Annotated in this window: 22 protein-coding genes; 11 read left to right on the top strand and 11 right to left on the bottom strand. The window is 51.7% G+C overall.

The window, feature by feature from the left end; translation table 11 throughout:
* The first annotated feature begins 163 nt into the window (after positions 1-163).
* Positions 164-1,228, top strand: a complete 1,065-nt coding sequence (gene fba, locus ACM67E_RS01890; protein ID WP_416191955.1) for a class II fructose-bisphosphate aldolase — start codon at positions 164-166, stop codon at positions 1,226-1,228.
* An 890-nt stretch (positions 1,229-2,118) separates the two neighbouring features.
* Here fba and porB (ACM67E_RS01885) read toward each other — a convergent pair.
* The 4 genes from porB (ACM67E_RS01885) to ACM67E_RS01870 form a co-directional block, all read right to left on the bottom strand.
* A complete protein-coding gene (gene porB / locus ACM67E_RS01885) occupies positions 2,119-3,225 on the bottom strand; it encodes a trimeric porin PorB (RefSeq protein ID WP_416191954.1) in 1,107 nt (368 codons plus the stop codon).
* Positions 3,226-3,692: 467 nt separating this feature from the next.
* On the bottom strand, positions 3,693-4,799 hold the full coding sequence (gene porB, locus ACM67E_RS01880) for a trimeric porin PorB (protein ID WP_416191953.1): 1,107 nt from the start codon (positions 4,797-4,799) through the stop codon (positions 3,693-3,695).
* A 329-nt stretch (positions 4,800-5,128) separates the two neighbouring features.
* Entirely contained in the window at positions 5,129-5,929 is an 801-nt protein-coding gene (gene truA, locus ACM67E_RS01875; RefSeq protein ID WP_416191952.1) for a tRNA pseudouridine(38-40) synthase TruA, read from the bottom strand.
* A gap of 533 nt (positions 5,930-6,462) precedes the next feature.
* Positions 6,463-8,811: a FimV/HubP family polar landmark protein gene (locus ACM67E_RS01870; RefSeq protein WP_416191951.1), complete on the bottom strand. Its 2,349-nt coding sequence runs from the start codon at positions 8,809-8,811 to the stop codon at positions 6,463-6,465.
* A 604-nt stretch (positions 8,812-9,415) separates the two neighbouring features.
* Between ACM67E_RS01870 and ACM67E_RS01865 the strand changes: the two genes are divergently transcribed.
* The 5 genes from ACM67E_RS01865 (at position 9,416) to dtd (ending at position 12,350) form a co-directional block, all read left to right on the top strand.
* Positions 9,416-9,709 (top strand): YciI family protein, encoded by a 294-nt coding sequence (locus ACM67E_RS01865; protein ID WP_416191950.1) that lies wholly within the window; start codon positions 9,416-9,418, stop codon positions 9,707-9,709.
* Positions 9,710-9,712: 3 nt separating this feature from the next.
* Complete coding sequence (locus ACM67E_RS01860) at positions 9,713-9,982, top strand: BolA family protein (protein WP_416191949.1); 270 nt, start codon at positions 9,713-9,715, stop codon at positions 9,980-9,982.
* 21 nt (positions 9,983-10,003) lie between these two features.
* A complete protein-coding gene (locus tag ACM67E_RS01855) occupies positions 10,004-10,876 on the top strand; it encodes a peptidylprolyl isomerase (protein WP_416191948.1) in 873 nt (290 codons plus the stop codon).
* Positions 10,877-10,894: 18 nt separating this feature from the next.
* Entirely contained in the window at positions 10,895-11,653 is a 759-nt protein-coding gene (locus ACM67E_RS01850; RefSeq protein WP_416191947.1) for a peptidyl-prolyl cis-trans isomerase, read from the top strand.
* A 235-nt stretch (positions 11,654-11,888) separates the two neighbouring features.
* Positions 11,889-12,350, top strand: a complete 462-nt coding sequence (gene dtd / locus ACM67E_RS01845; RefSeq protein ID WP_416191946.1) for a D-aminoacyl-tRNA deacylase — start codon at positions 11,889-11,891, stop codon at positions 12,348-12,350.
* 341 nt (positions 12,351-12,691) lie between these two features.
* Here dtd and ACM67E_RS01840 read toward each other — a convergent pair whose 3' ends face one another.
* The 5 genes from ACM67E_RS01840 to ACM67E_RS01820 form a co-directional block, all read right to left on the bottom strand.
* Positions 12,692-13,219: a gluconokinase, GntK/IdnK-type gene (locus ACM67E_RS01840; protein ID WP_416191945.1), complete on the bottom strand. Its 528-nt coding sequence runs from the start codon at positions 13,217-13,219 to the stop codon at positions 12,692-12,694.
* Positions 13,220-13,229: 10 nt separating this feature from the next.
* Positions 13,230-14,615, bottom strand: a complete 1,386-nt coding sequence (locus ACM67E_RS01835; protein ID WP_416191944.1) for a GntP family permease — start codon at positions 14,613-14,615, stop codon at positions 13,230-13,232.
* 466 nt (positions 14,616-15,081) lie between these two features.
* Positions 15,082-15,237 carry a 50S ribosomal protein L33 gene (gene rpmG / locus ACM67E_RS01830; protein ID WP_003684373.1) on the bottom strand — a complete coding sequence of 52 codons (156 nt, stop codon included), beginning with the start codon at positions 15,235-15,237 and terminating at the stop codon, positions 15,082-15,084.
* A 31-nt stretch (positions 15,238-15,268) separates the two neighbouring features.
* Entirely contained in the window at positions 15,269-15,502 is a 234-nt protein-coding gene (gene rpmB, locus ACM67E_RS01825; protein WP_002216391.1) for a 50S ribosomal protein L28, read from the bottom strand.
* Between the two features lie 290 nt (positions 15,503-15,792).
* Positions 15,793-17,040: a peptidoglycan DD-metalloendopeptidase family protein gene (locus tag ACM67E_RS01820; protein WP_416192716.1), complete on the bottom strand. Its 1,248-nt coding sequence runs from the start codon at positions 17,038-17,040 to the stop codon at positions 15,793-15,795.
* Positions 17,041-17,449: 409 nt separating this feature from the next.
* Between ACM67E_RS01820 and ACM67E_RS01815 the strand changes: the two genes are divergently transcribed.
* Entirely contained in the window at positions 17,450-18,430 is a 981-nt protein-coding gene (locus ACM67E_RS01815; protein WP_416191943.1) for a hypothetical protein, read from the top strand.
* A 78-nt stretch (positions 18,431-18,508) separates the two neighbouring features.
* Here ACM67E_RS01815 and ACM67E_RS01810 read toward each other — a convergent pair whose 3' ends face one another.
* Together ACM67E_RS01810 and ACM67E_RS01805 are read right to left on the bottom strand one after the other, a co-directional pair.
* The gene (locus tag ACM67E_RS01810; RefSeq protein ID WP_416191942.1) at positions 18,509-19,189 is read right to left on the bottom strand and encodes an OmpA family protein; all 681 of its coding nucleotides are present in this window, start codon (positions 19,187-19,189) and stop codon (positions 18,509-18,511) included.
* A gap of 228 nt (positions 19,190-19,417) precedes the next feature.
* Entirely contained in the window at positions 19,418-20,296 is an 879-nt protein-coding gene (locus ACM67E_RS01805; RefSeq protein WP_416191941.1) for a YoaK family protein, read from the bottom strand.
* A 190-nt stretch (positions 20,297-20,486) separates the two neighbouring features.
* Between ACM67E_RS01805 and ACM67E_RS01800 the strand changes: the two genes are divergently transcribed.
* From ACM67E_RS01800 to ileS, 4 genes are all read left to right on the top strand, one after another.
* A complete protein-coding gene (locus tag ACM67E_RS01800) occupies positions 20,487-20,882 on the top strand; it encodes a hypothetical protein (RefSeq protein ID WP_416191940.1) in 396 nt (131 codons plus the stop codon).
* A 99-nt stretch (positions 20,883-20,981) separates the two neighbouring features.
* Positions 20,982-21,893 (top strand): TraB/GumN family protein, encoded by a 912-nt coding sequence (locus tag ACM67E_RS01795; protein ID WP_416191939.1) that lies wholly within the window; start codon positions 20,982-20,984, stop codon positions 21,891-21,893.
* Positions 21,894-22,027: 134 nt separating this feature from the next.
* Positions 22,028-22,954, top strand: a complete 927-nt coding sequence (gene ribF / locus ACM67E_RS01790) for a bifunctional riboflavin kinase/FAD synthetase (protein ID WP_416191938.1) — start codon at positions 22,028-22,030, stop codon at positions 22,952-22,954.
* A gap of 278 nt (positions 22,955-23,232) precedes the next feature.
* Entirely contained in the window at positions 23,233-26,019 is a 2,787-nt protein-coding gene (ileS, locus tag ACM67E_RS01785; protein WP_416191937.1) for an isoleucine--tRNA ligase, read from the top strand.
* The last annotated feature ends 54 nt before the right edge of the window (positions 26,020-26,073 follow it).

Raw genomic sequence — 26,073 nt, 5'->3', positions numbered from 1 at the left:
CGCACCAAGCGCAAAGATTTACCGACTGTTTTCATTTGTCCGGCTGCGTTTCAAACCCGTGTCATTAATATATGAAACCCATGTAGCCCCGTGTAGTCTTTTAAGGCAAAAGCGATTATAATTTGCCCATCGTTTATTTCCACACTACCTTTAGGAGATTCTTATGGCTCTTGTATCCATGCGCCAATTGCTTGATCATGCGGCGGAAAACAGCTACGGCCTGCCCGCATTCAACGTCAACAACCTCGAACAAATGCGCGCCATCATGGAAGCCGCCAACCAAGTCAACGCACCGGTCATCGTGCAAGCCAGCGCAGGCGCACGCAAATACGCCGGCGCACCCTTCCTGCGCCACCTGATTTTGGCCGCCGTCGAAGAGTTTCCGCACATTCCCGTCGTCATGCACCAAGACCACGGCGCATCGCCCGACGTATGCCAACGCTCCATCCAACTGGGTTTCTCATCCGTAATGATGGACGGTTCATTGATGGAAGACGGCAAAACCCCGTCCACTTACGAGTACAACGTTGACGTTACCCGAACCGTCGTCAACTTCGCCCATGCCTGCGGCGTATCGGTCGAAGGCGAAATCGGCGTATTGGGCAACCTGGAAACCGGCGAAGCCGGCGAAGAAGACGGCGTCGGCGCAGTCGGCAAACTGACGCACGATCAAATGCTCACCAGCGTGGAAGACGCCGTCAGCTTCGTACGCGATACCGGCGTCGATGCCTTGGCCATTGCCGTCGGCACCAGCCACGGCGCATACAAATTCACCCGTCCGCCGACCGGAGACGTGTTGCGCATCGACCGCATCAAAGAAATCCACGAAGCCCTGCCGAACACACACATCGTGATGCACGGCTCGAGTTCCGTACCCCAAGAATGGCTGAAAATCATCAACGAACACGGCGGCAGCATCGGCGAGACCTACGGCGTACCGGTTGAAGAAATCGTGCAAGGCATCAAATACGGCGTGCGCAAAGTCAACATCGACACCGATTTACGCTTAGCCTCTACCGGCGCCATCCGCCGCTTTATGGCCGAAAACCCTTCCGAATTCGACCCGCGCAAATATTTGGCCAAAACCGTCGAAGCCATGAAACAAGTCTGCATCGACCGCTATCTCGCCTTCGGTTGCGAAGGCCAGGCCGATAAAATCAAACCGGTTTCATTGGAAAAAATGGCAGAAAAATACGCCAAAGGCGAATTGAGCCAAATCATTAAATAATGCGTTAACAAGCTGACAGGCCGTCTGAAAATATTTCAGACGGCCTGTTCCCTTTGCTGTAGTCGCTTGAAATGAAAATAAGACAAAGCGACAGCGACCGTCGTGCAGACCTGGTGCATAAGGGGAGGCCGGCAACGCTGTATTATTTTTATTTCAAACGACTATAAAACAGTTCGAATACACAGGCAATGTCATAAAACAGGCATTATCTACGGAAAGCTGTAATTGAAATCATCAGGACTGGATTCCCGCCTGCGCACACTACCGCCCAAAATAAATCTAAGAGGCCGTCTGAAAACCTGAAAGGCTGATATTTTCAGCATTTTCCGCTTCTGTCTGACTCAAAATCAGCAGTCTGGGCTGCTGCAATCTGCTCCCTCTCCTGCGCTTAGCGCGGGGGAGAGTTGGGGAGGGGGTGATGTTTCGCAGAAGCATTAAAATCTGCCGAAACTCAGGCAAAATGTACTTCTGCGAAGTACCACCCCCATCCTGACCTTCCCCCGCGCTAAGCGCAGGGGAAGGGACAGATTGCAGGAACTTCAAAATTTACTGTCGGAACCGAAGCGGTTTTGCGGAATCAGTGTTCACTAACTATTTGATATTTCAAAATTTCATTTTTACTGAAATATAAACCTCCAACATTTTGATATTTAATCAAAATTTATTCCGGACAGTAGCGCACCTTTGCGAGAGTAGCGCAGCGGACTTGCGCAGCTTATGACGGATTAGAAATTTTTGAATATTTTTGGGTTTTGTAAAGGTCTCTGCCTTTCTTATTCTGTTCAGTGGACAATACTGTCGCTCGCGTTAACCCCAAAAACCGAAATAACGGCCAAATAAAAAAGAGCCTGCCGAAGCAGACTCTTTGCTTTTAGACTAATCGGTTCAGATTAGAATTTGTGACGCAGACCAACCATACCGGCAGTAGTTTCTACTTTGTTGTCGCTCTTACCAGCACGCAACCAACCGGCAGATACCAAAGCAGTAGTGCGTTTAGAGAAATCGTAGTCAGCACCAACGATTACTTGGTTGTATTGAGTGCTTGACAGTTTTTCATCACCGGCTTTAGCTTTGAAACCGTGAGCGTAAGAAACGCGAGGAGTCACGTTACCAAAACGGTAACCGACAGTAGCTGCAGCTTCGTGCTGTTTCAGGCCTGCAGAAGTGTCAGTAGCTGCATTGTAACTGTCATCATTTACCAATTTAGCCAAGTAGCTTTGCTCGCTATCCCAGCCATTGGTGTATTGGTAACCCAAAGCGGCAATCAGGTTATTGGCATCGTAACCCACTACGGCACGATGTACTTGGCCGGATTTGCTCTCGCCGTTAGCAACGTAAGCAGAATGCTTGTGACCGTAAGCATATTGACCGAAGAAACCGGCATTTTCGTAGTTCAGGCCAGCGTAGTAAGTTGAGGTATCACCGGCAGCATCATCACGACCATTAGTTTGACCTACACCGCGAACAGTAGACTCATTGTCGCGTGGTGTGTATTGAACGTTTGCACTGAAACCACCGAATACCGGAGTGTCGTAACGTACAGATACAGCACGCTCTTCAACACGTTTGAACATACCCAAGCCTAAAGCCGGGTTGCTGTACTCCCAAGGATCCAATGCATCGCTTGTGTTTTTCACTGAAGAATCCAATTTACCGGCGCGGATTTTACCGAAACTGCCTTCCAAACCGATAAATGATTCACGGGTACCCCAACCTTTATCGGTACCGGCTACAGAAGCTTCCTGCTCCAACTGCCAAATAGCGTTCAGGTTGTCAGACAGGTGCTCGTGACCTTTGAAACCGATGCGTGAACCGAAATCGGCGATTTCGGTAGCAGTATGGGTTTTGTCGCGAGTAACGTTACCGGCAGCATCAGTAGTTTTTGCCTTGGTACGGCTAACTTCCACACCGGCTTTGATTTGACCGTACAAAGTCACATCAGCCATAGCGGCAACAGGCAAAGCTGCCAGAGTCAGGGCAATCAATGTTTTTTTCATTGCTGTATTCCTTTAATGTATTCGTTAAAAGATTTATTAAACGGACATGGAATTCGTTTAGCTCTCTATTGCTCACATCGCCATAAACAGCGATTCCATGACATTAATATAGCCTCTCGATATTAAAAAAACAAATTTTTAACTCATTTTCTGTCTGATTTATGCAAAAGAGTTGTTTTTTACATACAGCATGGCTTGTTTGCCTGAAATTTCAGACGGCCTGCTCCGTTACCCAAACGGTCGGAATACACAGGTAGATTTCGTAGAGCGGGTATTTATGCCCGCACAGATAGAATAAAAAAAGCCGTCTGAAATATTTAGGATTTTTTCAGACGGCATGATTTATTTATAACAGAAGTAATGTGGGCAACAAGTGCCCACCCTACACTTACTACACACCAAATTAGATACTGCCATACAAAAAAGGCCTGCCGAAGCAGACCTTTTTTCAGACTAATCTTTTCAGATTAGAATTTGTGACGCAAGCCAACCAGACCGGCAGTGTTTTCGATCTTGTTGTCGCCGCTGCCTGCTTTCAACCAACCGGCAGAAATCATAGCAGTAGTGCGTTTAGAGAAGTCATAGTCAGCACCTAAAACCACTTGGTTGTATTGGCTACCGTCTAATTTGTCACCGTTGCTGTCTTTAGCTTTGAAACCATGAGCGTAAGACAAGCGAGGAGTTACGTTACCGAAACGGTATGCGCCAGTAACCGCAACCTCAGTAGTTTCGATAGCTTCATCGCTTACATTTGAATCGATTACGCCATTAGACAATGCATTAGCGTATTCACCGGCAGTTTCCCAGTTTTTACCGTATTGACCGGCTACAACTACCAACAGGTTGTTGGCATCGTAACCAGCTTGCAGACGGTGCAATTGACCATCTTTATGAGAAATTGCATCACCAGCAGCGTCACGTCTGATAGCACCATCAGAATCTTTAACTAAACTGTGTTTACGATATCCACCGGCATATTGAGCAAAGAAGCCAGAGTTCTCATAGTTCAAACCAGCATAGTAAGTCTCACCGGTAGCATCTTCGTGAGCATATTTATCATCAGCATTTTCATTGTCGCGTGGCGCATATTGTACGCTTGCGCTGAAACCGCCGAATACAGGAGAGTCGTAACGGGCAGATACGGCACGTTCATCGTTACGGGTAAATACGCCCATACCCAATGCGTTGTTGCTGTATTCCCAAGGGTCGATTGCATCGGCATCTTTGATGGTGCTGTCCAATTTACCGGCACGGATTTTACCGAAGCCACCTTCCAGACCGATGAATGACTCGCGAGTACCCCAACCTGAATCAGTACCGGCTACAGAAGCATTTTGCTCCAACTGCCAAATAGCGTTCAGGTTGTTAGACAAGTGTTCGTGACCTTTGAAGCCGATACGCGAACCGAAATCGGCGATTTCAGTTGCAGTTTTACTTTTCTCAGAATCACCATCGTCAGTTACTTTAACGCGTGAAACTTCTACACCGGCTTTGATTTGACCGTACAAAGTCACATCAGCCATAGCTGCAACAGGCAAAGCTGCCAAAGTCAGAGCAATCAGAGATTTTTTCATTGCTGTATTCCTTTTCTATCATGAAAAATAACTTAAGCAGACCGGATTAATCCGCTTAGGCCTTACATTTGTCGCTGGAATCAGCGATTCCATGTCTGTAACTATAATTGCTCCCTTCTAAAAAAACAAACTTTATCGGAAAGAAAATGCCGCCCTGCTGCAATATTTTTTTTAAAAAATGTCAAGTGGATTATAAAATATATTTATAAATCAATACTTAACAGGAATAAAAAATAATGTGCGCTTTTACAACATGCTTTATTTTTCAGCTGTTGCATCCTTTTTCCTGCCATTTATCCCAAAGATTCAGCAGGCCGTCTGAAAAGGTTTTACAGCCAAACAGGGGGCTTTGTCTTCATAATATTGAATTCATCGGGATAATCGACACCGGTCAGATACAAACCGTCGGGCATAAAGGTGGGCGGAGCTTTCAAACGGCTTTTTTCTTCTATCAAATCCGCAAAATCTCCAACACTGAGTTTTTTGCTACCGACATACACCAGCGCGCCCATAATGTTGCGCACCATGTGGTGCAAAAAGGCGTTGCCGTGCAAATCGAGTTTCAATAATTCGGACGTGCCGCTGATTTCGGCACGATATAGGGTTTTGACGGGGGATTTTGCCTGACACATGGAAGCGCGGAAGCTGGAAAAATCTTTCTCGCCTTCCAGCAGCTTGGCTGCCTGCCTCATCAGTTCGATATTCAAAGCCAAATGTGTCCAGCCGACTTTACCGATTAAGAGCGGTGAGCGCACGGGGGCGGATTGCAACAGATAACGGTAATGGCGGCCATAGGCATCAAAGCGGGCGTGAAAGTGCGGCGCAACGGGTTGCGCGTGCAATACGGCAATGCCTTGCGGCAAATGGGCATTGACGCCTCTTACCCACGATTGCGCCGGACGGTCGGCAACGGTATCAAAGTGGACGACTTGAGCCGTAGCATGTACGCCGGTATCGGTGCGGCCGGCAACGATGACCGGGATTTGTTCTCCGGCAATCTGACTGACGGCATGTTCCAAGGCCGTCTGAACCGTCGGAACGGAATCTGCCTGCTTCTGCCAACCGTAGAAGAGGCTGCCGTCATAAGAAAGGGTCAATGCCCATCTTTGTTTACCGTGATTTTCTAGCATAATAAAATCTGATGATTCAACTGATCTGTTTTTATATTTTATAGCAGACATGCTGAGACCGTTGCAAAACTTGGTTCGAAACCGAAAGCCTATACCCGTCATGAGCTGAGCAAGTCCGCTATGCTTCCCCGCGCAGGCGGGAATCCAGAATGTTAATCCGCTGTCATTTCTAAATATTTCTGAAACCGATAAGTCTGGATTCCCGCCTGCGCGGGAATGACGGGCATAGGTTTTCAGGTCTATACCGGGTTTTGCAAAGGTCTCAAGCCGATAAATCTTAATTCCCACCGGCACAGGGAGCGCGCAGCGGGCTTGCATAGTTAATGACGATGTTCATAAGCTTCCGAAGATTGATGATTTCTGCAAAGTTCCTGCCCGAGTACCGGTTTCACATTATTGTTGATTTCCTGCCATTGGCTGTACAAAAGACATGTCAGAAAATCAAGCAACAACAGAAAATACAAATGCAGCCAAAGAAAAAAGATGCCGTCTGAAAACAGCATCTTTTTTTGCGCTTAACCCGCTAAAAAATCTTAGGCATCCAATTCTTTAAGCATGGTCTTAACTTTAGTCAGAATGGCACCGTCTGATTCTTCGAGCAATTCCTGCAGCGTTTCTCTGGCCGCCTCAGGGTCGCCGATTTCAACATACATTTTCGCCAATTCGTATTTGGCTTCCAACGGCGCCGTCATACCTACGGACTCTGAAATGAAGCCTGAGTCGCGAGCCAACCCTTCTGCCGAATCCGTTACGTTGATGGCATCCCATTCGATGACTTCGTCACTCTCGGCAACAGGAGCGGCTTCGGTATTGAAATCTTCCGCATCCTGGAAAGACAGGGGTTCAGACTGCTGGATGTGGAACAATTCCGGTTCAGCAGCGACTTCTGTCTCCACCGTTTCCACGACTTCATCGTTCAGTTCGGGACTCGGCTCGAAAGCTGCGTCGATGACCGGCTCTTGTTCCGCTTCAGCCGGAACAAATTCCAAAGGTGCCGCCTCATCGGATTCGGCCTTTTCGAATTCGACGGTTTCATCGTCCGCTGAAACGAACGCGGATGCCGCAGCTACTGACGAAGCAGCTTCCGCCGCAAAGTTTTCTTCAGCCGGCTCAACCTCGGCTGCCTTTTCAGCCTGAGTATCTTCGGCAAAGAAATCCCATGCTTTTTCTTCTTCGGCTTCAGCCTTGGCTTTTTCAGCTTCAGCTTCGATATTCCAAGATTCCGGTTCAGACGGCTGATCGGCCTCAAAAGGCTCGGCTGCCTTATCTTCAAAAGCCGGAGACGCTACGGCCGAGTACGAAACATAAGGATTTTCAGGCTCCGGCTCGTAAACGCTTTCTGTGGATTCGATGGCATCCCAATCGGCATCACGGCGTTTCTCGGTTTCTTCATCATGCGTTACCGCACCGGATATGATGGCGGCTTGGGTGGTATCGATGGCATTTAAATCAAAATCGACATCGCCCTGCTTCTCAACCGGTGTTTCTTCTACTTCGGTAAAGAAAATATCGTCACCGAAATCATCTTCCATTTCCAATTCGCCAGCAGGTTTTTGGGTTGCGGCAGTTACCGCGGCAGCCCCACCGACAACGGCAGCAGCGGCAGTTGTCACTGCGCTTGACGGGAAATCCTGCTCTGTTTTTGCAGCGGATTTAAATTCGGAAATGTGTTCTTCATCTTCGGCAGCATCCTCTTCCGCAACAGGGGCAAGCATATCAGGCTCGGCTTGCTGCCTGCGTCTGCCGAACAGTTTTGACAGCAGGTACAAAGCAATCAATGCTGCGCCACCCAGCAGCAGCCAACGCCACAAACCGTTGCCGTCTGAATCCGCCGGTTCTTGTTGGGCCGGAGTCTCGGTTGCAGCCGGTGCGGCAGGCTCTACGGCACTGCTTTCCGCAGGCACCGCTTCGGATGCTGCGGCAGCCGGAGCGGAGGCTTGGGTTTCATCAGTCTGAGGAGCAACCGACGGTTCTACGGCAGGGGCAGATGCCTGCATCTGGGCAGGTTCGGAAGCCGGTGTCGGAACAGGCGCGGTTACGGAAGCTCCGGGAGCTTGAGACGGCTCTTGCGCCGGTACAGGAGCAACGGAAGGCGTTTGCTGACCCAAGTATTTTTCAAATTCGGCACGGCTTGGAATACTCAACACCTTACCGGCCAGCATACGGTCGGCATTATTGTTGATAAACACGTCAGGATTGGCATTTACCAAAGCTTGGACGGTTTGTTCCAAAGTCAGACCTTGAGGACGGATACGGCTGGCAATGCCGGTCAGGGTTTGTCCTTCGCGTACCAGATGGCGTTTGCCGTAAACAATGCCGCCGTATTCGGTTTGTGCTTTAGGTTTGGCCTGCTGACGCTGTTTGGCCTGCTCTGCCGGACGGCGGTTTTGAACCTGGCTGCCTGCGTTGTCGCTGCGGATGGCGCGGTTGATTCGTTCGCGCGCAGCCTGGCGGTCAACCGATGTATCAGCCGGGGCAGCTTCCATTCGGTTAACCGTATTGTTTTGGACACGGGTCGAACCGTCGGTTTTGCCGTTGTAACCTGCTGGGTCGATGATGGCGGTGTATTCGCGCGACTGACTGCCTACGCCGATTTTGAAAATCAGCACGGGATCCTGAATCGGCTGGGTAGAACGGATATTGACGACGGCTTTGTCTCCGCCCGATTTGCGCACGCTGACACGCAAATTACTGTTTGAAATCGATGCTCTGCCGCCGTTGATTAAGGTTTTGGCTTCTTCGCCCGTCACGGTAACGGTGCCTAAAAAAGGCTCGCCCAAGTGTGACTGGACATTCAACCCTCCCAATCCGGCCATTGCGCCGAATGAAGCCATCAACGCTACTGAAGCAGCAATTAATTTGATTTTATGATGATTTTTCAAAACTTGTCCCCTGTTTGAAATTGCAGCCCGGCTGCAATGCTTCGTACTTAAACTATATATTTTGTGATGATATATTCTAAAGTGCCTTTCTGCCAAGTAATTCTGATAAATTGAGTTAAAAAGTGACAGGAAAATCGCCACTTTATCACCAATACCGTTTCTTTTTTACAAATACATTGGAATAATCACCTTATTCATTAAAACTATGCCGTCTGAAATTTCTTTTACCCGGATTTAAAGAACGGAAAATCTCCCCCTGAGTCTTATCATAATACTCTTACAGGCAAATTCAATCCGGGATCTCTGCCAAGCCTCCGTCTTTGGCACATTTCTTTGTTATGCGCTGCTCCGACTTCAAACTGCATTCAAATCCGGAGTTTTGCAACGGCCTCTGTCCACCTTAAACCTTAAAAACCGGATAAGCCGGCAAAATTCAAAATCCGGCCAGCTGAATAATAAAATCACAATCCGCAATAAAACGGCTTTGAGCTGTGATAAGATAAGCACTTTCAGACGGCCTGAACAAAAACCATACCCGTCTGCCGTGTCATCCCCCGTAACCGTTTGGTTACGAACGACTTCATGATTGATTAAGGATACATTTATGGAATATTTCATGTTGCTGGCCACCGATGGCGATGACGTGCACGAAGCCCGCATGGCGGCGCGTTCCGACCATCTGCAACGATTGGAAGCATTGAAGGCCGAAGGCCGTCTGCTGGCAGCAGGGCCGAATCCTTTACCGGACAATCCGGAGCGCGTTTCCGGCAGCCTGATTATCGCGCAATTCGAATCGCTGGATGCGGCGCAGGAATGGGCGGAAAAAGATCCTTACGTTGATGCCGGCGTTTACGAAGAAATTTTAATCAAACCGTTCAAGCCGGTATTCGGTCTGTAAATCATGGATATGCAGGCAGAAATCGAAGGCCGTCTGAAAAGTTTGGAATATGAATTTTTCGAATTTACAGACGAAAGCCATCACCATATCGGACATGCGGGCAACAAAGGCGGCGGTCATTATGCGGTTGTGATTGTCAGCGAAGCATTTCGCGGAATCAGCCGTCTCAACCGGCAACGCATGGTCAAGACCCTATTGCAGGATTTGTTTTCAGACGGCCTGATTCATGCCCTGAGCATCAAGGCCGCTACTTCTGACGAATATTTCAACTAACCGGACATAATCGAGAAATTTATGAAAAAAAACCATCTTATACCTGCCCTGCTGCTCGCGCTCGCCTCAGGCAGCCTGTCGGCCAAAACTTTGGTAACCGTCAACGGCCAAGCCATCGACAGCAGCGTCATTGATGCCCAAGTAAAAGCCATCCGCGCAGAAAACGGGCAAATCCAAGACACCCCTGCCCTGCGCCGCAACCTGACCGAACGCCAAGTGATTGCGACTGTGGTCGGTCAAGAAGCCAAGCGGTTGAAATTGGATCAGAGTGCGGAATACAAACAAGCCCTGCAGCAGGCGCGCGCGGCTGCCGATAAAAGCGGCGTAGCGAAAAAAGCGAATTTCAAAACCGAATGGGCTGTATTTGAGGGCGACTTGTTGGGCCAAGCCTATGCCGCACACATTGCCAAACAAAATCCGGTGCAGGAAAAAGACGTTAAGGCCGCCTACGATGATTTCAGCAAATTCTATAAAGGCTCGCAGGAAGTGCAGCTGGGCGAAATCGTTACAGCCAACAGTGCGGATGCCGAAAAAGCCATTGCTGCTCTGAAGGCGAAAAAAAGTTTCAAAAGCGTATTGAACCAATATTCGGTTGACGAGCAGGCCAAAAAAGCCGGTGGCATTCCGAATGCTTATGTCCCGCTGAAAGATTTGCAGCAATCCGCGCCGCCTCTGTATGACGCGGTCAAAGACCTGAAAAAGGGCGGCGTAACCGCCAAACCGCTGCAAAACGGCAATGTTTACGGCGTATTCTATGTCAACGACCGCCGCAATATTACCGTGCCGACTTACGAGCAGGCGAAAAACGACATCGGCCGCGATTTGCAGGCAGCACGCATCGATGCTTCGATTCAGTCGCTGCTGCAAAAAGCCAATATCAAACCGGCCAAATAACGAATAACGGAGTGAACGATGAAGCATCAAACGGCGGTTGCCGGTATCGTTGCGGCGGCGATAGCCGGATTCGCCATTGCCAAAGCACCTGAAATCCCTGCGGGACGAATCGACAGTATGGTGAAGGAAGTGTTGCGCCAGGCAGACCAGAATCCGAACCAAACGTCCAAACCCGATGGCGCCGCCATCCGTGCGGATGTGGTACGCCAGTTGCAGACGTTTGAAGTGTTGAAAAACGAAGCCCTGAAGGCCGGATTGGATAAAGACCCCGAAGTCCGAAACCAATTCCAAACCATGGAGGCTCAGTTTTACGCCACTCAATACGCGCAATATCTGGAACGCAATACCACCGTCACCGATAACGATTTGCACAAAATCTACGAGCAGCAAACGCGCATGATTAAGTTGCAGCAGGTCAGCTTCGACAGCGAACAGCAAGCCCGGGCCGCACAGGAGCTGCTGCTGAAAGGCTTGTCTTTCGAAGAATTGATGAAGCGTTACCCGAATCCGGAACAGGCGTTCAACGAATTCATCATGCCGCAGCAACTGCCGCCCGAAATAGCCGAGGTTATCGAACCGATGAATCGGGGCGACGTTACGCACAATCCTTTGAAACTGCAGGATAAATTTTATCTGTTCAAACTCAGCGCAGTCGAACGCAACCCCGAAGCGCAGCCTTTCGAGCTGGTACGCAACCAACTGGCGCAACAAGCCAAACAACAGAAAGTGCGCCGTCAAATTGACGAATTGCTCGAAGCCAACGGCATCAGCCATTGATCATGTGTGTTTTGCAGGCCGTCTGAACTGTTTCAGACGGCCTTTTCCATTCAAACCCGCCAACCGCCCAATCCGCATTGTCTGCCCTGTTTGCCTGAACAGATTCGCCGATACAGTGGAACCGGCAAAGCCCAGACCATACGGCAAATACGGCAAGGCCGATGCCGTATCATTTTTTCGGCAGTCTCACTATAATGCCTGTTTTTCAGACGGCCTCTTACCCCGAAGGAACATCATGCGCGCAGTCATTCAAAAAGTTACCCATGCTCAAGTCGATACGGTCGGAAACGACGGCTGCGATACCGTCGGCAAAATCAGCAACGGTTTCATGATTCTGCTGGGCGTAACCCACGGCGATACCGAAGCCGATGCCCGCTATATCGCCGATAAAGCCGCCAACCTGCGTATTTTTGAAGATGAAGACGGCAAACTGAATTTGTCGTTGAAAGACGTCGGCGGCTCCGTATTATTGGTTTCCCAATTCACACTTTATGCCGATGCGCGCAGCGGCCGCCGCCCTTCCTTCTCCCATGCCGCACCGCCCGCTCAAGCCGAAGCCCTGTACCGGCTGACTGCCGAATATCTGCGTGAACACGGCCTGACCGTGGAAACCGGCCGTTTCCAAACGCATATGCAGGTGACGCTTTGCAATGACGGGCCGGTAACGCTGCTGCTGGATTCGCAAAAGCTGTTTTAAATATAGCCGTTTGAAATAAAAATAATACAGCCTTGCCGGCTCCCTTAGTGCCGATGTACACGGCAGCCGCTGTCGTCTTGTCACATTTCTATTTCACACGACTATATTCCCCATGCTCCGCACATAAAAAAAGGCCGTCTGAATCTTTTCAGGCGGCCTAATGTCATACAGCAATAGAAGGAGGGAATACAAACAGACACAGCAACAAGCTGACTGATACTGCGCCTTGAAATGTAAAACGAATTTTACCATTATTAATAGAAAATAGAAATATTTTTTCAAAATTAATAAAAAAGGCCGTCTGAAACCTGAGTTTTTCAGACGGCCTTTCCATTCACCGTTTACGCATCCGGCAGCAAACCTTCCGCTTTCACCCAAGCAACAATATCGGCTTCGACCGCTTCGGGCGAACCCGGATTGTCGATTTTTACGCCATATTCATCGGCTTCAAGCTCTTCCAGAATCGCCAATTGCGAATCCAGCATATCGGCTTTCATATAATGCCCTTGGCGCGACAACATGCGTTCAAGGTTCACGGCTTGCGGCGGTGTCAGATGGATAAACGCCACTTTGCCTTCTGCACCGCGCAAAATATCGCGGTATTGTTTTTTCAAAGCGGAACAGGTGACGATGGAATACGCTGCACCTGCCTGAGCCTGAGCCGTCATCCAGTCACGCAGATTGCCGAGCCACGGATAGCGATCTTCATCGGTCAGCGGAATGCCCGCACCCATTTTGTCGCGGTTAGCCTGGGTATGGAATTCATCGCCTTCCGCATAAGCGCATTCGCCCAAGTGCTTCTGCAGCGACAAGGCCGCCGTGGTTTTGCCGCAACCGCAGACACCCATCATTACAAAATGTACTGTCATGTCATTCTCCTTAAACGATGGCGAATGCCACCGCCGATAATGCAAAACCAATCACGGCAATCAGGGTTTGGTTGACTGTCCATGTTTTCAAAGTGGTCGGCACATCCATATCCAACAAACGGCCGACCAGCCAGAAGCCGGAATCGTTAAAGTGGCTGCAACCGACCGAACCGGCTGCTGTTGCCAATACCACACAAGCCAGCTGCCAATCGCTGAAGCCGGCTGCCGCTACGGCAGGCGCCATCAAAGCGGCGGCAGTCGTCAAAGCCACGGTTGCCGAACCTTGCGCGATACGCAAAGCCAACGCCACCAAGAAACAGCCAAGCAAAACCGGAATGCCCAGATCGGCCATGCTGTCGGCCAAAGCCTTGCCGATACCCGACGCACGCAATACACCGCCGAACATGCCGCCCGCACCGGTAATCAGAATCACCGAGCAAACCGGACCCAACGCGCCGTCGATGGTTTTTTCCAACGCACTCGCCTCTTCGCCGCGCGCGCGTCCCAACACAAACAAAGCCACCAATACCGAAATCAGCAGCGCAATCGGTGTCGAACCGATCATACGCAGAGTCTGTACCCATGTCTCATCTGCACTCACCACTTTTTCACTGATTAAGGTTGCCAAACCGGTATTCAGGAAAATCAGCAGCATCGGAATCAGCATGATGCCGATGACGGTAGAGGCTTTAGCCGGCGTTTTCGGCGTATCGTTGTCCTGTGCACCGCCGCTCAACAAATCAGGTACGGGAACATGAATCTTGCGCCCCAGAATCTGACCCAGCAGATAGCCGCTGAAATACCACGCAATTACTGCAACAGGTAAGCCGATAATCAGCACATGGCCGATGTTAGCGCCGTAAAATTCCGAAGCTGCAATCGGTCCTGGATGAGGCGGCAGGAAAACGTGCATCACCGAAAATGCGCCGATAGAGGCCAGCGCATAAGGCAGCACATCGGCTTTCATACGGCGTGCGGTCGCAAACACAATCGGCAGCATGACCACCAAACCCGCATCAAAGAAAATCGGGAAACCGAAAATCAGCGAAGCCACACCCAGTGCAAACGGCGCACGTTTTTCGCCAAACACGCGGATAAGCGCATCGGCCAGCGATTGCGCCCCGCCTGAAGTTTCCACCAAACGGCCGAGCATCGCGCCCAAGCCGACCAGCAACGCCACGCCGCCAAGCGTACCGCCGAAGTTTTTTACCAATACATCATTGACAATTGCGCCCATCGGCAAACCCGTGGCAATCGCAGTCAGCAGACTGACCAGCACCAACGTTACCAGCGCGTGAATACGGAATTTTACAATCAGCACCAAAATCAGCAAAATCGCTGCCGCTGCAATACCGAGCAATGTCCCGGCACTGAGCGTCTGCGTCCAATTTTCCATTTCTAATCCTTCCTTTCAATCAACTTCAAGATAAAACTTTAAGATTTCTTAACCATTATTGTAACATTAGCATAATTTCGGCCACCATAACGGCAATCAGCCATTCCGTTTCAATAAGTCAATCTTTTTTAAAATGAAATTTTTTAGCCAAATAAATATTTTATGACAAAAATCAAATAGGAAAGGCCGTCTGAAAATTTTCAGACGGCCTATCAGGATTCATTGCATTTTTTAGTCAAATTCCTAGCACCATGCAACAAGATACAGACAATCAGGTTAAACAAAGCTTGCTTGCCTTTGCTTAAAATTATCACTTTCCAACGACCCTACCGAGTAGCCGTATCAAAAAACATATCTTGATTTTTATATGTGTTTTTTAAATTATTCCCGGCATTTCCCACCTTATCCCAATAACAAAAAACCCTTGTCTTGAAGACAAGGGTCTGATACTTCCAAAAAAACCGGCTTATTTCAATTTGGTTTCTTTGTAGATAACGTGTTTACGGGCTACCGGATCAAATTTTTTGATTTCCAGTTTGCCGGGCATTGTGCGTTTGTTTTTGGTCGTGGTGTAAAAATGACCGGTACCTGCACTTGATTCCAATTTGATTTTATCGCGCATTGCAGTAATCCTTAAATTAAGCGTTCGTTAATTAAGCTTCGCCGCGGGCACGCAAATCAGCCAAAACGACATCAATGCCTACTTTATCGATGGTGCGCAATGCAGCGTTAGAAACGCGCAGGCGAACCCAGCGGTTTTCACTTTCTACCCAAAAACGACGTGATTGCAAGTTAGGCAAAAAACGACGTTTGGTTTTGTTGTTGGCGTGTGATACGTTATTGCCGGACATCGGGCGCTTACCGGTCACTTTGCAAACTCGTGCCATGGTCAGTCTCCAAACTTCTAAAATAGTAAAACGCGATTTATACCATGAAAACCAATGTTTAATCAAGTCACCTTGTGAAAAAACGGTGTTTTTCAAATCCCAACCGCAGGAATTGTTGCGTTCACGGAACGATGGCTTGAACAAACCGAAAGATGAGAGTCGTATGGCTCACTGATCATCATGAGTGTTTCAGCCGACAAACCTAAACCTGAGGCCGTCTGAAACTTTTCTTTAAATGAGAAACAGCCCTGCTCCCACAGGACTGCTCCGAATACACCATTCAAACGGCATCAATCCAATTGCGCTACCGACACCGGCAAGCCGCGCACGGCTGCCAAAGTGGTATTGGCGGCTTTTTGCTGCTTGCGGAATGCGGTCATATTGTCCGGCGTCAGCTTCGGCGTCGGCAAGGCAACAGTGGTCGGGTTGACCGGCTGGCCGTTGACACGTGCTTCATAGTGTAAGTGCGGCCCGGTCGAACGGCCGCTGTTGCCGACATAACCGATAATATCGCCGGCACGCACATTGCCCGTCAGTTGGGAAAACGCGCTCATGTGGCCATACAGTGTTTCCACGCCGTTGGCGTGCATCATCATGACGGTATGGCCATAGCCGCCCCGCCAGCCTTTGAATGTAATCACGCCGTCGGCTGCCGCGCGGATAGGCGTACCTGTCGGTGCGGCATAGTCAATACCGGTGTGCATGCGCACGGTGCGTAAAACGGGGTGGACACGGTAACCGTAAGGAGAAGAAATACGGGTATATTCAACAGGTTGGGTGTTGAAGCCTTCTTTTTGCTGCAATGATTTGCCGTTTTGATCGTAATAACTGCCGCTCTCTTCGTCGTCTTTACCTTGGCTGTAGTAATAGGCGTGGTAGGTTTTGCCACCCTTCACGATTTCGGCCGCCAAAATATCGCCCACACCCATTTGCTGGCCGCGGAAGTACATGCTGTTGTAAAGCAGACGGATAACGTCGCCTTCTTTTAAAGTCTGCATGTCGACGGTATCGGCAAAAATTTCGCGAAGCTGCAGATAGACATCAGACGGGATTTCGGCACGCAGCATATCGCCGATGGCCGAACTGCGGATGGCGACGGAACGCAGGGTCGGCATGGTTTTCATGTCGATTTCTTCGTTAGATGCCTGCCATTTCCCTTTGACTTTTTCCAAAGCCACCAGGTTGCGTTCCAACTCTTCGTCGACGAAGAACTGTACGTCGGTCACCTGGCCTGTGGCGTCAACGCGGATATTGACCGACTGGTTGGTATTCAGGTTATTCATATCGCGAGAAGCGTTGTTTTTCGCCATGATGGCTTTGATGTCGGTTTGCGGCACGCCCATGCGGGTCAATACGTCCGACAGCGAATCACCCTGCTGCACCACTTCCTGCGCCCAGTAGCTCGACTGGAAATTACCGGCTTCCACATAAACGGGCGGCAGCTCTTCCAAAACGCGTTCGACTTTGAAATTACCCGCTTTGGGCATCGGCTCGGTAACCGCATAAGCCGTCATCACGCCGGAAACCGGCAACAGCATACCCAATAATGACCAACGCACCGGCTTATGCTGCCAAAACCGGTTGAAAAAAGGTTTTTTCGTTTGTTCAGACACTCGTCAATCCTTCTCAGTCTTTAATTTTTATCGTGGCAAAACCACTTGAATTGCTGTATTTTTGATTATGAACTGCTTATCTTATCGACCGCTTTCAGACGGCCTTTTCGAGAATCCGCAGTGGATAAGATAAACATTTCCCAAGGCAGGATTATCCTGCCGATTTGGTATGTTGACACTTGATTTTGCTGAATTTTACGCACGGTTATTATAACACGGAACCGCCTGCCGGGACAAAAAGGCCGTCTGAAAAGACCTAAATCCATATTAGTCTTTTTCGGATTAAACCAAGTTCAATATAACGTAAAATAAGCTTTTTCGGTTTGATGACTTTATGAAAATCACCCTCGCCATTCCTGCGCTCAACCGTCGCACCGATGAGACACCACCGCCGCTGCGGCTGAACGCATTTAACCAAATCTTGCGATATGGCCGTCTGAACAAACAGGCGCAAAAGCCGTCTGAATTTTACAGCCGCTATCTTTGGCAGGGCAGCCTGCTGGCACACGCAAAACGCGCACTCGGCATTGCCCCCGACCGTCCTGCCGCGTTTGCCGCCCCGTTATGGCAGCAGATGGGTATGCACCAAGTCAGCGTCGTCAGCGGCGAACACCTGAATATCCTGCCGGAAGAAGCCGGACGGCTGTGCCGCGAATTAAACACATTTTATCGGGAAGACGGTTGGCAATTCCATATGCTGCGCCCCGAGTTATGGCTGGTTACTATGCCGTCTGAAAGCGATTGGCAGGTTGCGCCGCTATGGGACATCAGCGGCCAAATCGGCGCGGACGACCAAGCGGCAGGCCGGGATGCCCTGCAGTGGCTCAACAAACAGACCGAAATCCAAATGTGGCTGCACAGCCACCCCGTCAATCTCGACCGCCAAAAGCAAAACATCCCTGCCCTCAACGGGTTATGGCTGTGGCAGGATGTACGCGGCAGCGCAAACGCACCCCTGCTCGCCACCGACAGCCCGTGGGCGCAGTTTTATCCGCACCGGCGAATCGATGCGCCTTATGATTTTGAAGCTTATTTGAGTTTATTGAACGAGTCAGGCACAACCGTTTCAGACGGCCTGATTTTTTTAGACGACTTAACCGTGACCGGACAAACCGGCGACGTGTTCCGCTATCAAGAGATTTTGCAGAGCTGGGAAACGCGTTGGTTTGCACCTTTATGGCAGGCGTTGCAGTCAGGCCGTCTGAAACAGCTCACCATCGCAACCGACGGCGACAACGGCGGCGAATTGATCATCACGCCGAAATCGAAATGGGCATTTTGGAAGCCGGCCAAAACGTTTCACGGCATTTGGTAAAGGATTCACTCCCACCAACATACAAAACAGGCCGTCTGAAATACTTCAGACGGCCTGTTTGCTTAATGAATCAAGCGATTACATTTGTTGTTGCGCGGCGCGGATGGCGTTTTGATCCGGATTAATCAGCACTTCCACGCGGCGGTTTTGCGCGCGGCCTTCGACGGTTGCGTTAGACGCAATCGGTTGGCGCGAACCGTAACCGGCAGTCGTCAGGCGCGAACCGTTCACACCGCGGGATTGCAGGTAGGTCGCCACGGCTTGCGCACGGTTGCGCGACAACGGCTCGTTGATGGCGTCGGAACCGGTATTGTCGGTGTGGCCGTTGATGGTCAAAGTCGTGTCGGGGTATTGAACCAAAGTTTGCGCGGCGGCGTTCAACGCGTTTTGCGCGTTGGCACTCAAAGCCGCGCTGCCGGTGGCGAAGGTCACGTTTTCAGGCATCACCAGTTTGATTTGGTTGCCTTGGCGTTCGACTTCTACGTTGGTGTTGGCCAAGCTCTCGCGCAGTTTTTTCTCTTGGTAGTCCATATAGCCGCCCACGCCTGCGCCAACAGCACCGCAAGCCAGAGCCGAGTTGCGTGCGCCTTTGCTGCCGTGGGTCAGTGCGCCGACGATGCCGCACACAGCCGCGCCGCCCAAGCCGTACATGGCGGTTTTGCTGGCGTTGCGCTCACCGGTGGTCGGATTGGTCACACAGCCGGCCAAAGCCAAAGGAGCGGCCAAAACGGCAATGGTCAAAGGTTTCAAGAATTTCATGGTTTTCCTTTCGGTAGAAACGCCTTCAGAGGCAATCTGAAAACGGAATAATCAATGTAGGAAGCGGCTTATACAAGCCTGACTTTGTTACTTGGTTATGATAACCAACTTTGCCAAGGCCTCAAACTACGTTTAACCCGATATTACACAGCTATTCATGCGCTAACGGTTTTAAGGCCTACGCCTACCGCTTATCTGTTTAAACGACAGCTTACCCGATGCGGCAGTTTATTTCTTTACATTTTTCCGACGGCCTTTATACCAGTTTGCCAGCATAAATTTCAGCCGCACTTTGACATCATAACCGACCGACCCTGCGCCCAACAGCAACAGAACCGCCGCGACCGGCAGGGCAAAATGATGGCCGACGGCCTGATAGCCGAATGCACCGACGATACCGCCCAATGTGAATGTTGCCATCAGCCCGACAAGCAGGTGCATTTTCGGCTTATTGACGTGGATATGCGGCAGACGCGGATGGTGTTTTTTGGCGTAATACACGACTTTCGACAATTCGATGCCCAAATCGGTCGCCGAACCGGTCATGTGCGTCGACCGAATCGCACCGCCCGAAAGCAAGGTCATGACCGTATTGTGCATTCCCATGATAAAACACAATAAAAACAATGCCAGCGAGGGAAAAGCGAATTCGCCGAACCCGAAATCGACATGAAACGCCGCCGCGCCGAACAACCCGAACACCAGCAGGTAAAATGCCTCCAGCCACATCGAAAAGCCGTAGCTGCCGCGGAAACGCTTCTGCTGCGTCCACAAAATCACCCAGCTCGAATGCGCCGCCCCCATGACGAAACACACCACGCTGATGAACGCCACCAGCACCACGCCCCATTCGCGCGTATAAACCATATCGGCCAGCAGCGAAATCGAACCGGTGACATGCGACGTATAGCGTGCAAAGGCAAAAAAACCGCCGGCATTAATCGCCCCGGCCAAAAGTGCCATGATGTAGCCCAAGCGGCGGAAGCGCGCATCCGAAATCTGCTGCTCGCGCAGATAAGGCCGGTCGGCCTGCCAAAACGGGGGCGCATGCAGCCGCTCATGCCGCTGCGGACGGGCTGTCCGCCGTGTTGCGTATTTTTTTATCAAAACTTTGTTTCCTTGTAATTTTCAGACGGCCTCGTTATCCGAGAATGGTAAAGCCAATCATAACAGACAGTCATTATCCCGGCAGGCCGTCTGAAACGGATTTCTGCTGCCGTCTCCGCTCGCGGCCGGACTTGCGCAACCGCAGTAAAATGGCGTACATTAAATCCGTTACCCCATGAGGAGCATCATCATGCAACGATTACGCACCGCCTTGATTTTAAGTGCCGTTTCCGCCCTCGCCGCCTGCGCCGTTACCCCCGAACAGAGAGCCGAACGCGCTGCCGCGCAAAAGCGTTACGAACAAAACCTGCAGGTAGCTTTGGCCGCCCAGTGCGACAAAGAGACCGCCCTGCTGATGAAGAAACAGTTTGAACAGGCCGAACAGCCTTCCGCTGCCTCCACCAAAGAGCAGCAGGCTTTCCGTTTGAAATACGTCGACAAAGTGGCCGACCCGATGTTCCAGGCCTGTTACAAAATGGCGTGGCAAAACCATATCTCGCAACAAAAATTGCGCGAAGCCCGCTATTATTACGACTATTACGACGACTGGGGCTGGCGTCGTCCGTTTTACCATCCTTTCTGGTAGTAACGCTTTGCAAACCCTCTTCAGGCCGTCTGAACAGCGTCGCTTTCAGACGGCCTCTGTCCGTCAACCAAACTGCTATACCGAAGGCCGTCTGAAAACATGCGTCACTTATTCTGCACTTTTTTACTTTTATTCGCCGCTGCCGCTTTTGCCAAAGGCGAGCCCGAAGCCGACACTTTTCTCTACCGGATCAGCAAACAGGGCCGCCCCGTTTCCTACCTGCTCGGCACGATACACGTCGGCAAACGCAACAGCACCCTGCCCGCCGACTACCGCCGCGCGCTCGGCCGCGTGTCGCAACTGGTGGTCGAAACCGACGAAGAAAGCATGAGCGGCACCGAAATCCGCCGTATGCAGCAGATAATGGCCGATACGCGTCCGCTGAAAACCAGCTTGGGCGAGGCAAGGATACAGCGTTTGCAGCGCATATTGACCACGGGTCAGGAACCTTTGGCCTTTTCCCCCGACAGCCGGACCAAACCGTGGGTTTTGTGGATGGCGGCACAAAGTATGTTCACACCCAAAGGCTATTCCTACCGCCACGGCATCGATCATCTGCTGATTCAGACGGCCAAAAAGCAGCAAAAACCCGTCATCGCGCTTGAAGGCGCAGAACAGCTCGATTATTTCGACGGCCTTCCCGAAGACGCCGTCATCCGTTCGCTCGACAGCCTCGTGACCCACCACCGCGCCTTTTTAGACGAAACCGTGTCGCTGGAACGCGACTACCGCGCCCGGCGCGCCCGCAAAATATGGGCGGAAATTGCCAATCCCGCCCATCAACTGCGTTTCCTGCCCGAACAAGACCATCCGCTCTGGCACGAATTCCTGTATCAAAAACTGCTCACCAAGCGCAACCAAACCTGGCTGCCGCGCCTGATTGAAATCCTGCCGCAAAAGCCGACGCTGGTTGCCGTCGGCAGCGCGCATTTGTTCGGCGGACAAGGCTTAATCGTGCGGCTGCGCCAAGTCGGTTACCAAGTCGAGCCGGTTCAAGCGGATATAAAATAAAACAGAGGCCGTCTGAAAAATACCGCCGCACCGCAAAACCGCTTTTCAGACGGCCTGTATTTATTCCGAAGCATTTATCCCGAACCCGATTTGCGTTTACAATAACGCCCTAATCCAAACACCCACCCACCACCATGAACATCCACCTCGGCCGGCACAATCCGCCCGACTGTCCGCAAGGCGCGGCGGTTACCATCGGCAATTTCGACGGCGTGCATCTCGGCCACAAACACATCCTGCAAACCCTCAAACGCCAGGCCGACCGTCTCGGTCTGCCTGTCGTCGCGGTCATCTTCGAGCCGCAGCCGAAAGAATTTTTCGCCAAAAAATGCGGCAGACCGCAACCCTACCGCATCTCCCCCCTGCGTACCAAACTGGATTTGCTGCGGCAAACCGGATGCGTCGATACCGTATGGGTGCTGCCGTTTACCCAAAGTTTCGCCGACATGCCCGCGCAAACCTTTATCGACGACCTGCTGCGTGCCAAACTCAACACCCGCTACCTCCTAATCGGCGACGATTTCCGCTTCGGCGCAGGGCGCGAAGGCAGCTTCGACATGCTGCAACGCCAAAGCGGTATGCAGACCGAGCGCACGCCTTCGGTCATCGTCGAAGACATCCGCACCAGCAGCACCGCCGTGCGCCAAGCCCTTTCAGACGGTCGTCTGGCCTACGCACGCAAATTATTGGGACACGATTATGTGTTGAGCGGCAAAGTCAAACACGGCAAAAAACTCGGCCGCACCATCAACGCCCCCACCGCCAACGTGCAACTGCCGCCGTATCATTACGCGCTCAGCGGCGTGTTCGTGGTCGAAGTGGACGGCAGCTTCGGCACGCGCCGCGGCGTGGCGAGTTTCGGCTTCAACCCCACCGTGTCCGACAAAAAAACGCAGAAGCTAGAAGTGCATCTGTTCGACTTTACCGGCGATCTATACGGCCAGCGGCTCAACGTGCGCTTTTTGCACAAACTGCGCGACGAGCAGAAATTCGACAGCATCGAAGCCTTGAAAACGCAAATTTTGCAGGATATGGAAGCGGCGAAAAACTGGCAGCCGTAAAAAATATTCAAAGGCCGTCTGAAACCGTTTTCAGACGGCCTTCTGTTTTCCGCCGCACAAACGTCATTCCCATCAAACCCCTTATAAAAACAACACAATTCCGCTACAATAACGCTTTATGATTTTTTCAGACGGCCTTATCCCTGTAGGGTGGGCACTCGCTGCCCACGGCTCAGCCGATTCAGAAACAGCAGACCGTTCAAAAAACGCAAATCAGGCATTCCCAGAATACCTCAAGGCCGTCTGAAACCCAGTCACCCCATTTCCGAGAACCAAACATGACCGATTACAGCAAAACCGTCAACCTGCTCGAAAGCCCGTTTCCGATGCGCGGCAATCTGGCCAAACGCGAACCTGCCTGGCTCAAAAGCTGGTACGAACTCAAGCGTTACCAAAAACTGCGCGAAAAAGCCAAAGGCCGCCCGAAATTCGTCCTGCACGACGGCCCGCCGTATGCCAACGGCGACATCCACATCGGTCATGCCGTCAACAAAATCCTGAAAGACATCATCATCCGCAGCAAAACCCAAGCCGGTTTCGACGCGCCTTATGTGCCGGGTTGGGACTGCCACGGCCTGCCGATTGAAGTGATGGTGGAAAAGCTGCACGGCAAAGACATGCCCAAAGCGCGTTTCCGCGAATTGTGCCGCGAATATGCCGCCGAACAGATCGCGCGTCAGAAAAAAGACTTCATCCGCTTGGGCGTATTGGGCGACTGGGACAATCCCTATCTGACGATGGATTTCAAAACCGAAGCCGACACCGTGCGTACTTTGGGCGAAATCTACAAAGCCGGCTATCTCTACCGCGGCGCGAAGCCCGTGCAGTTCTGCCTGGATTGCGGTTCGTCGCTGGCCGAAGCCGAAGTGGAATATAAGGACAAAGTTTCCCCTGCCATTGACGTGGCCTATCTCTTCAAAGACAACGCAGCTCTAGCCAAAGCATTCGGCTTGGCCGCCATCGACGGCGAAGCCTTTGCCGTCATCTGGACGACCACACCGTGGACGCTCCCTGCCAGCCAAGCGGTTTCCGCAGGCGCGGACGTGGTTTATCAACTCATCGACACCCCAAAAGGCAAGCTGGTTTTGGCGAAGGATTTGACCGAAGACGCGCTGAAACGCTACGGATTTTCAGACGGCCTCAACGTTTTGGCCGAAGCCACGGGCGACAAGCTGGAAAACCTGCATTTGGCGCACCCGTTTATCGAGCGCGACATTCTCATGCTCAACGGCGAACACGTTACCACCGATGCCGGTACGGGCTTGGTGCACACCGCCCCTGCCCACGGCTTGGAAGACTATACCGTCTGCAACCGTTACGGCATCGAACTCTACAACCCCGTCAACGGCGAAGGCCGCTACATCGGCGAAGTGCCGCGCGTGGCCGGTTTGACCGTATGGGAAGCCAACCCCGTCATCATCGAATGGCTGGAAGAAAACAGCCGCCTCTTGTGCAACACCAAGCTGGAACACAGCTATGCCCACTGCTGGCGGCACAAAACGCCGCTGATTTACCGCGCCACCGGCCAATGGTTTATCGGCATGGACAAAGCCGGTTCAGACGGCAAAACCCTGCGCGACAAAGCCATGAAAGCGGTGGACGACACCGAATTCTTCCCCGCATGGGGTCGCGCGCGCTTGGAAGCCATGATCGAAGGCCGCCCCGACTGGGTGGTTTCGCGCCAACGCTACTGGGGCACGCCGATGACGTTCTTCGTCCACAAAGAAAGCGGCGAATTGCACCCGAATTCCGCCGACTTGCTCGAGCAAGTGGCGCAGCGCATCGAAGAAAAAGGCATTGAAGCGTGGTTTTCGCTGGATAAAAGCGAATTGTTGAGCGCAGAAGATTGCGAGCAATACGACAAACTGACCGACACGATGGACGTATGGTTCGACTCAGGCTCAACCCACTATTCCGTATTGAAACAGCGCGAAGAACTGACTTGGCCTGCCGACCTGTATCTCGAAGGCAGCGACCAGCACCGCGGCTGGTTCCAATCGTCCATGCTCACCGGCTGCGCCGCGATGGGACGCGCGCCGTACAAACAGCTTTTGACCCACGGTTTCGTCGTCGACCAAAACGGCCGCAAAATGTCGAAATCCATCGGCAACGTGGTTGCGCCGCAAGAAGTGTACAACGAATTCGGCGCGGACATTCTGCGCCTGTGGGCGGCTTCGACCGACTATTCGGGCGAACTGGCGATTTCCAAAGAAATCCTCAAGCGCGTTACCGAAAGCTACCGCCGCATCCGCAACACCTTGAGCTTCCTGTTTGCCAACCTGAGCGATTTCAATCCGTTCGAGCACACCGTGCCGCAAGACCAAATGGTCGAGCTTGACCGCTACGCGCTGATTTTGGCGCGCCAGTTGCAAGAGCGCGTGGCCGGCGACTACTATCCGCGCTATGCCTTCCACTTCGCCGTGAAAGACATCGTGTCGTTCTGCTCGGAAGATTTGGGCGCGTTCTATCTCGACATTCTGAAAGACCGCCTCTACACCACCAAAGCCGACAGCCACGCCCGCCGCAGCGCGCAAACTGCTTTGTACCACATCACCCGCAGTCTGGTACTGCTGATTGCACCGATCTTGTGTTTCACCGGCGAAGAAGCGTGGGACATCATCGGCGGCGGCGAAGAAGACAGCGTGCTGTTCCACACATGGCACGAATTCCCGCCGATTAACGAAAAAGCCGAAGCCGAAATCGTGAAAAAATGGGCAGCCGTGCGCGAAGTGCGCGAAGCCGTCACTGCCGCCATCGAGCCGCTGCGCACCGACAAAACCGTCGGTTCGTCGCTGCAGGCCGAAGTAGACATCCACGCGCCGGAAGCCTTGGCAGGGTATCTCAAAGCCTTGGGCGAAGAATTGCGCTTTGCCCTGCTGGTTTCCAAAGCCACCGTACACAAAGCCGACGAATTGAGCGTGACCGCCCATGCCAGCCACGGCGAAAAATGCGAACGCTGCTGGCACTATACCGACGACATCGGCAGCGTGGAAGGACACGCCACCGTGTGCAGCCGCTGCGCGGACAACGTGGACGGCAAAGGCGAAGAGCGGCATTACGCATAAGCATGTTCAGCTAACCGCTTAAAAAGCAAACGGCAAAGGCCGTCTGAAAACTTT

Origin of the sequence: Neisseria sp. CCUG12390, from assembly GCF_047837985.1 — a bacterium.
GTDB lineage: Bacteria > Pseudomonadota > Gammaproteobacteria > Burkholderiales > Neisseriaceae > Neisseria.
This window is presented reverse-complemented; position numbering and strand designations above follow the sequence as displayed.

What these genes read in the sequence shown, in the direction of transcription:
- fba (WP_416191955.1), top strand. Translation starts at nt 164, where the DNA reads ATGGCTCTTGTATCCATGCGCCAATTGCTTGATCATGCGGCGGAAAAC.
- porB (WP_416191954.1), bottom strand. Translation starts at nt 3,225, where the DNA reads ATGAAAAAAACATTGATTGCCCTGACTCTGGCAGCTTTGCCTGTTGCC.
- porB (WP_416191953.1), bottom strand. Translation starts at nt 4,799, where the DNA reads ATGAAAAAATCTCTGATTGCTCTGACTTTGGCAGCTTTGCCTGTTGCA.
- truA (WP_416191952.1), bottom strand. Translation starts at nt 5,929, where the DNA reads ATGCTAGAAAATCACGGTAAACAAAGATGGGCATTGACCCTTTCTTAT.
- ACM67E_RS01865 (WP_416191950.1), top strand. Translation starts at nt 9,416, where the DNA reads ATGGAATATTTCATGTTGCTGGCCACCGATGGCGATGACGTGCACGAA.
- ACM67E_RS01860 (WP_416191949.1), top strand. Translation starts at nt 9,713, where the DNA reads ATGGATATGCAGGCAGAAATCGAAGGCCGTCTGAAAAGTTTGGAATAT.
- ACM67E_RS01855 (WP_416191948.1), top strand. Translation starts at nt 10,004, where the DNA reads ATGAAAAAAAACCATCTTATACCTGCCCTGCTGCTCGCGCTCGCCTCA.
- ACM67E_RS01850 (WP_416191947.1), top strand. Translation starts at nt 10,895, where the DNA reads ATGAAGCATCAAACGGCGGTTGCCGGTATCGTTGCGGCGGCGATAGCC.
- dtd (WP_416191946.1), top strand. Translation starts at nt 11,889, where the DNA reads ATGCGCGCAGTCATTCAAAAAGTTACCCATGCTCAAGTCGATACGGTC.
- ACM67E_RS01840 (WP_416191945.1), bottom strand. Translation starts at nt 13,219, where the DNA reads ATGACAGTACATTTTGTAATGATGGGTGTCTGCGGTTGCGGCAAAACC.
- ACM67E_RS01835 (WP_416191944.1), bottom strand. Translation starts at nt 14,615, where the DNA reads ATGGAAAATTGGACGCAGACGCTCAGTGCCGGGACATTGCTCGGTATT.
- rpmG (WP_003684373.1), bottom strand. Translation starts at nt 15,237, where the DNA reads ATGCGCGATAAAATCAAATTGGAATCAAGTGCAGGTACCGGTCATTTT.
- rpmB (WP_002216391.1), bottom strand. Translation starts at nt 15,502, where the DNA reads ATGGCACGAGTTTGCAAAGTGACCGGTAAGCGCCCGATGTCCGGCAAT.
- ACM67E_RS01820 (WP_416192716.1), bottom strand. Translation starts at nt 17,040, where the DNA reads ATGCTGTTGCCGGTTTCCGGCGTGATGACGGCTTATGCGGTTACCGAG.
- ACM67E_RS01815 (WP_416191943.1), top strand. Translation starts at nt 17,450, where the DNA reads ATGAAAATCACCCTCGCCATTCCTGCGCTCAACCGTCGCACCGATGAG.
- ACM67E_RS01810 (WP_416191942.1), bottom strand. Translation starts at nt 19,189, where the DNA reads ATGAAATTCTTGAAACCTTTGACCATTGCCGTTTTGGCCGCTCCTTTG.
- ACM67E_RS01800 (WP_416191940.1), top strand. Translation starts at nt 20,487, where the DNA reads ATGCAACGATTACGCACCGCCTTGATTTTAAGTGCCGTTTCCGCCCTC.
- ACM67E_RS01795 (WP_416191939.1), top strand. Translation starts at nt 20,982, where the DNA reads ATGCGTCACTTATTCTGCACTTTTTTACTTTTATTCGCCGCTGCCGCT.
- ribF (WP_416191938.1), top strand. Translation starts at nt 22,028, where the DNA reads ATGAACATCCACCTCGGCCGGCACAATCCGCCCGACTGTCCGCAAGGC.
- ileS (WP_416191937.1), top strand. Translation starts at nt 23,233, where the DNA reads ATGACCGATTACAGCAAAACCGTCAACCTGCTCGAAAGCCCGTTTCCG.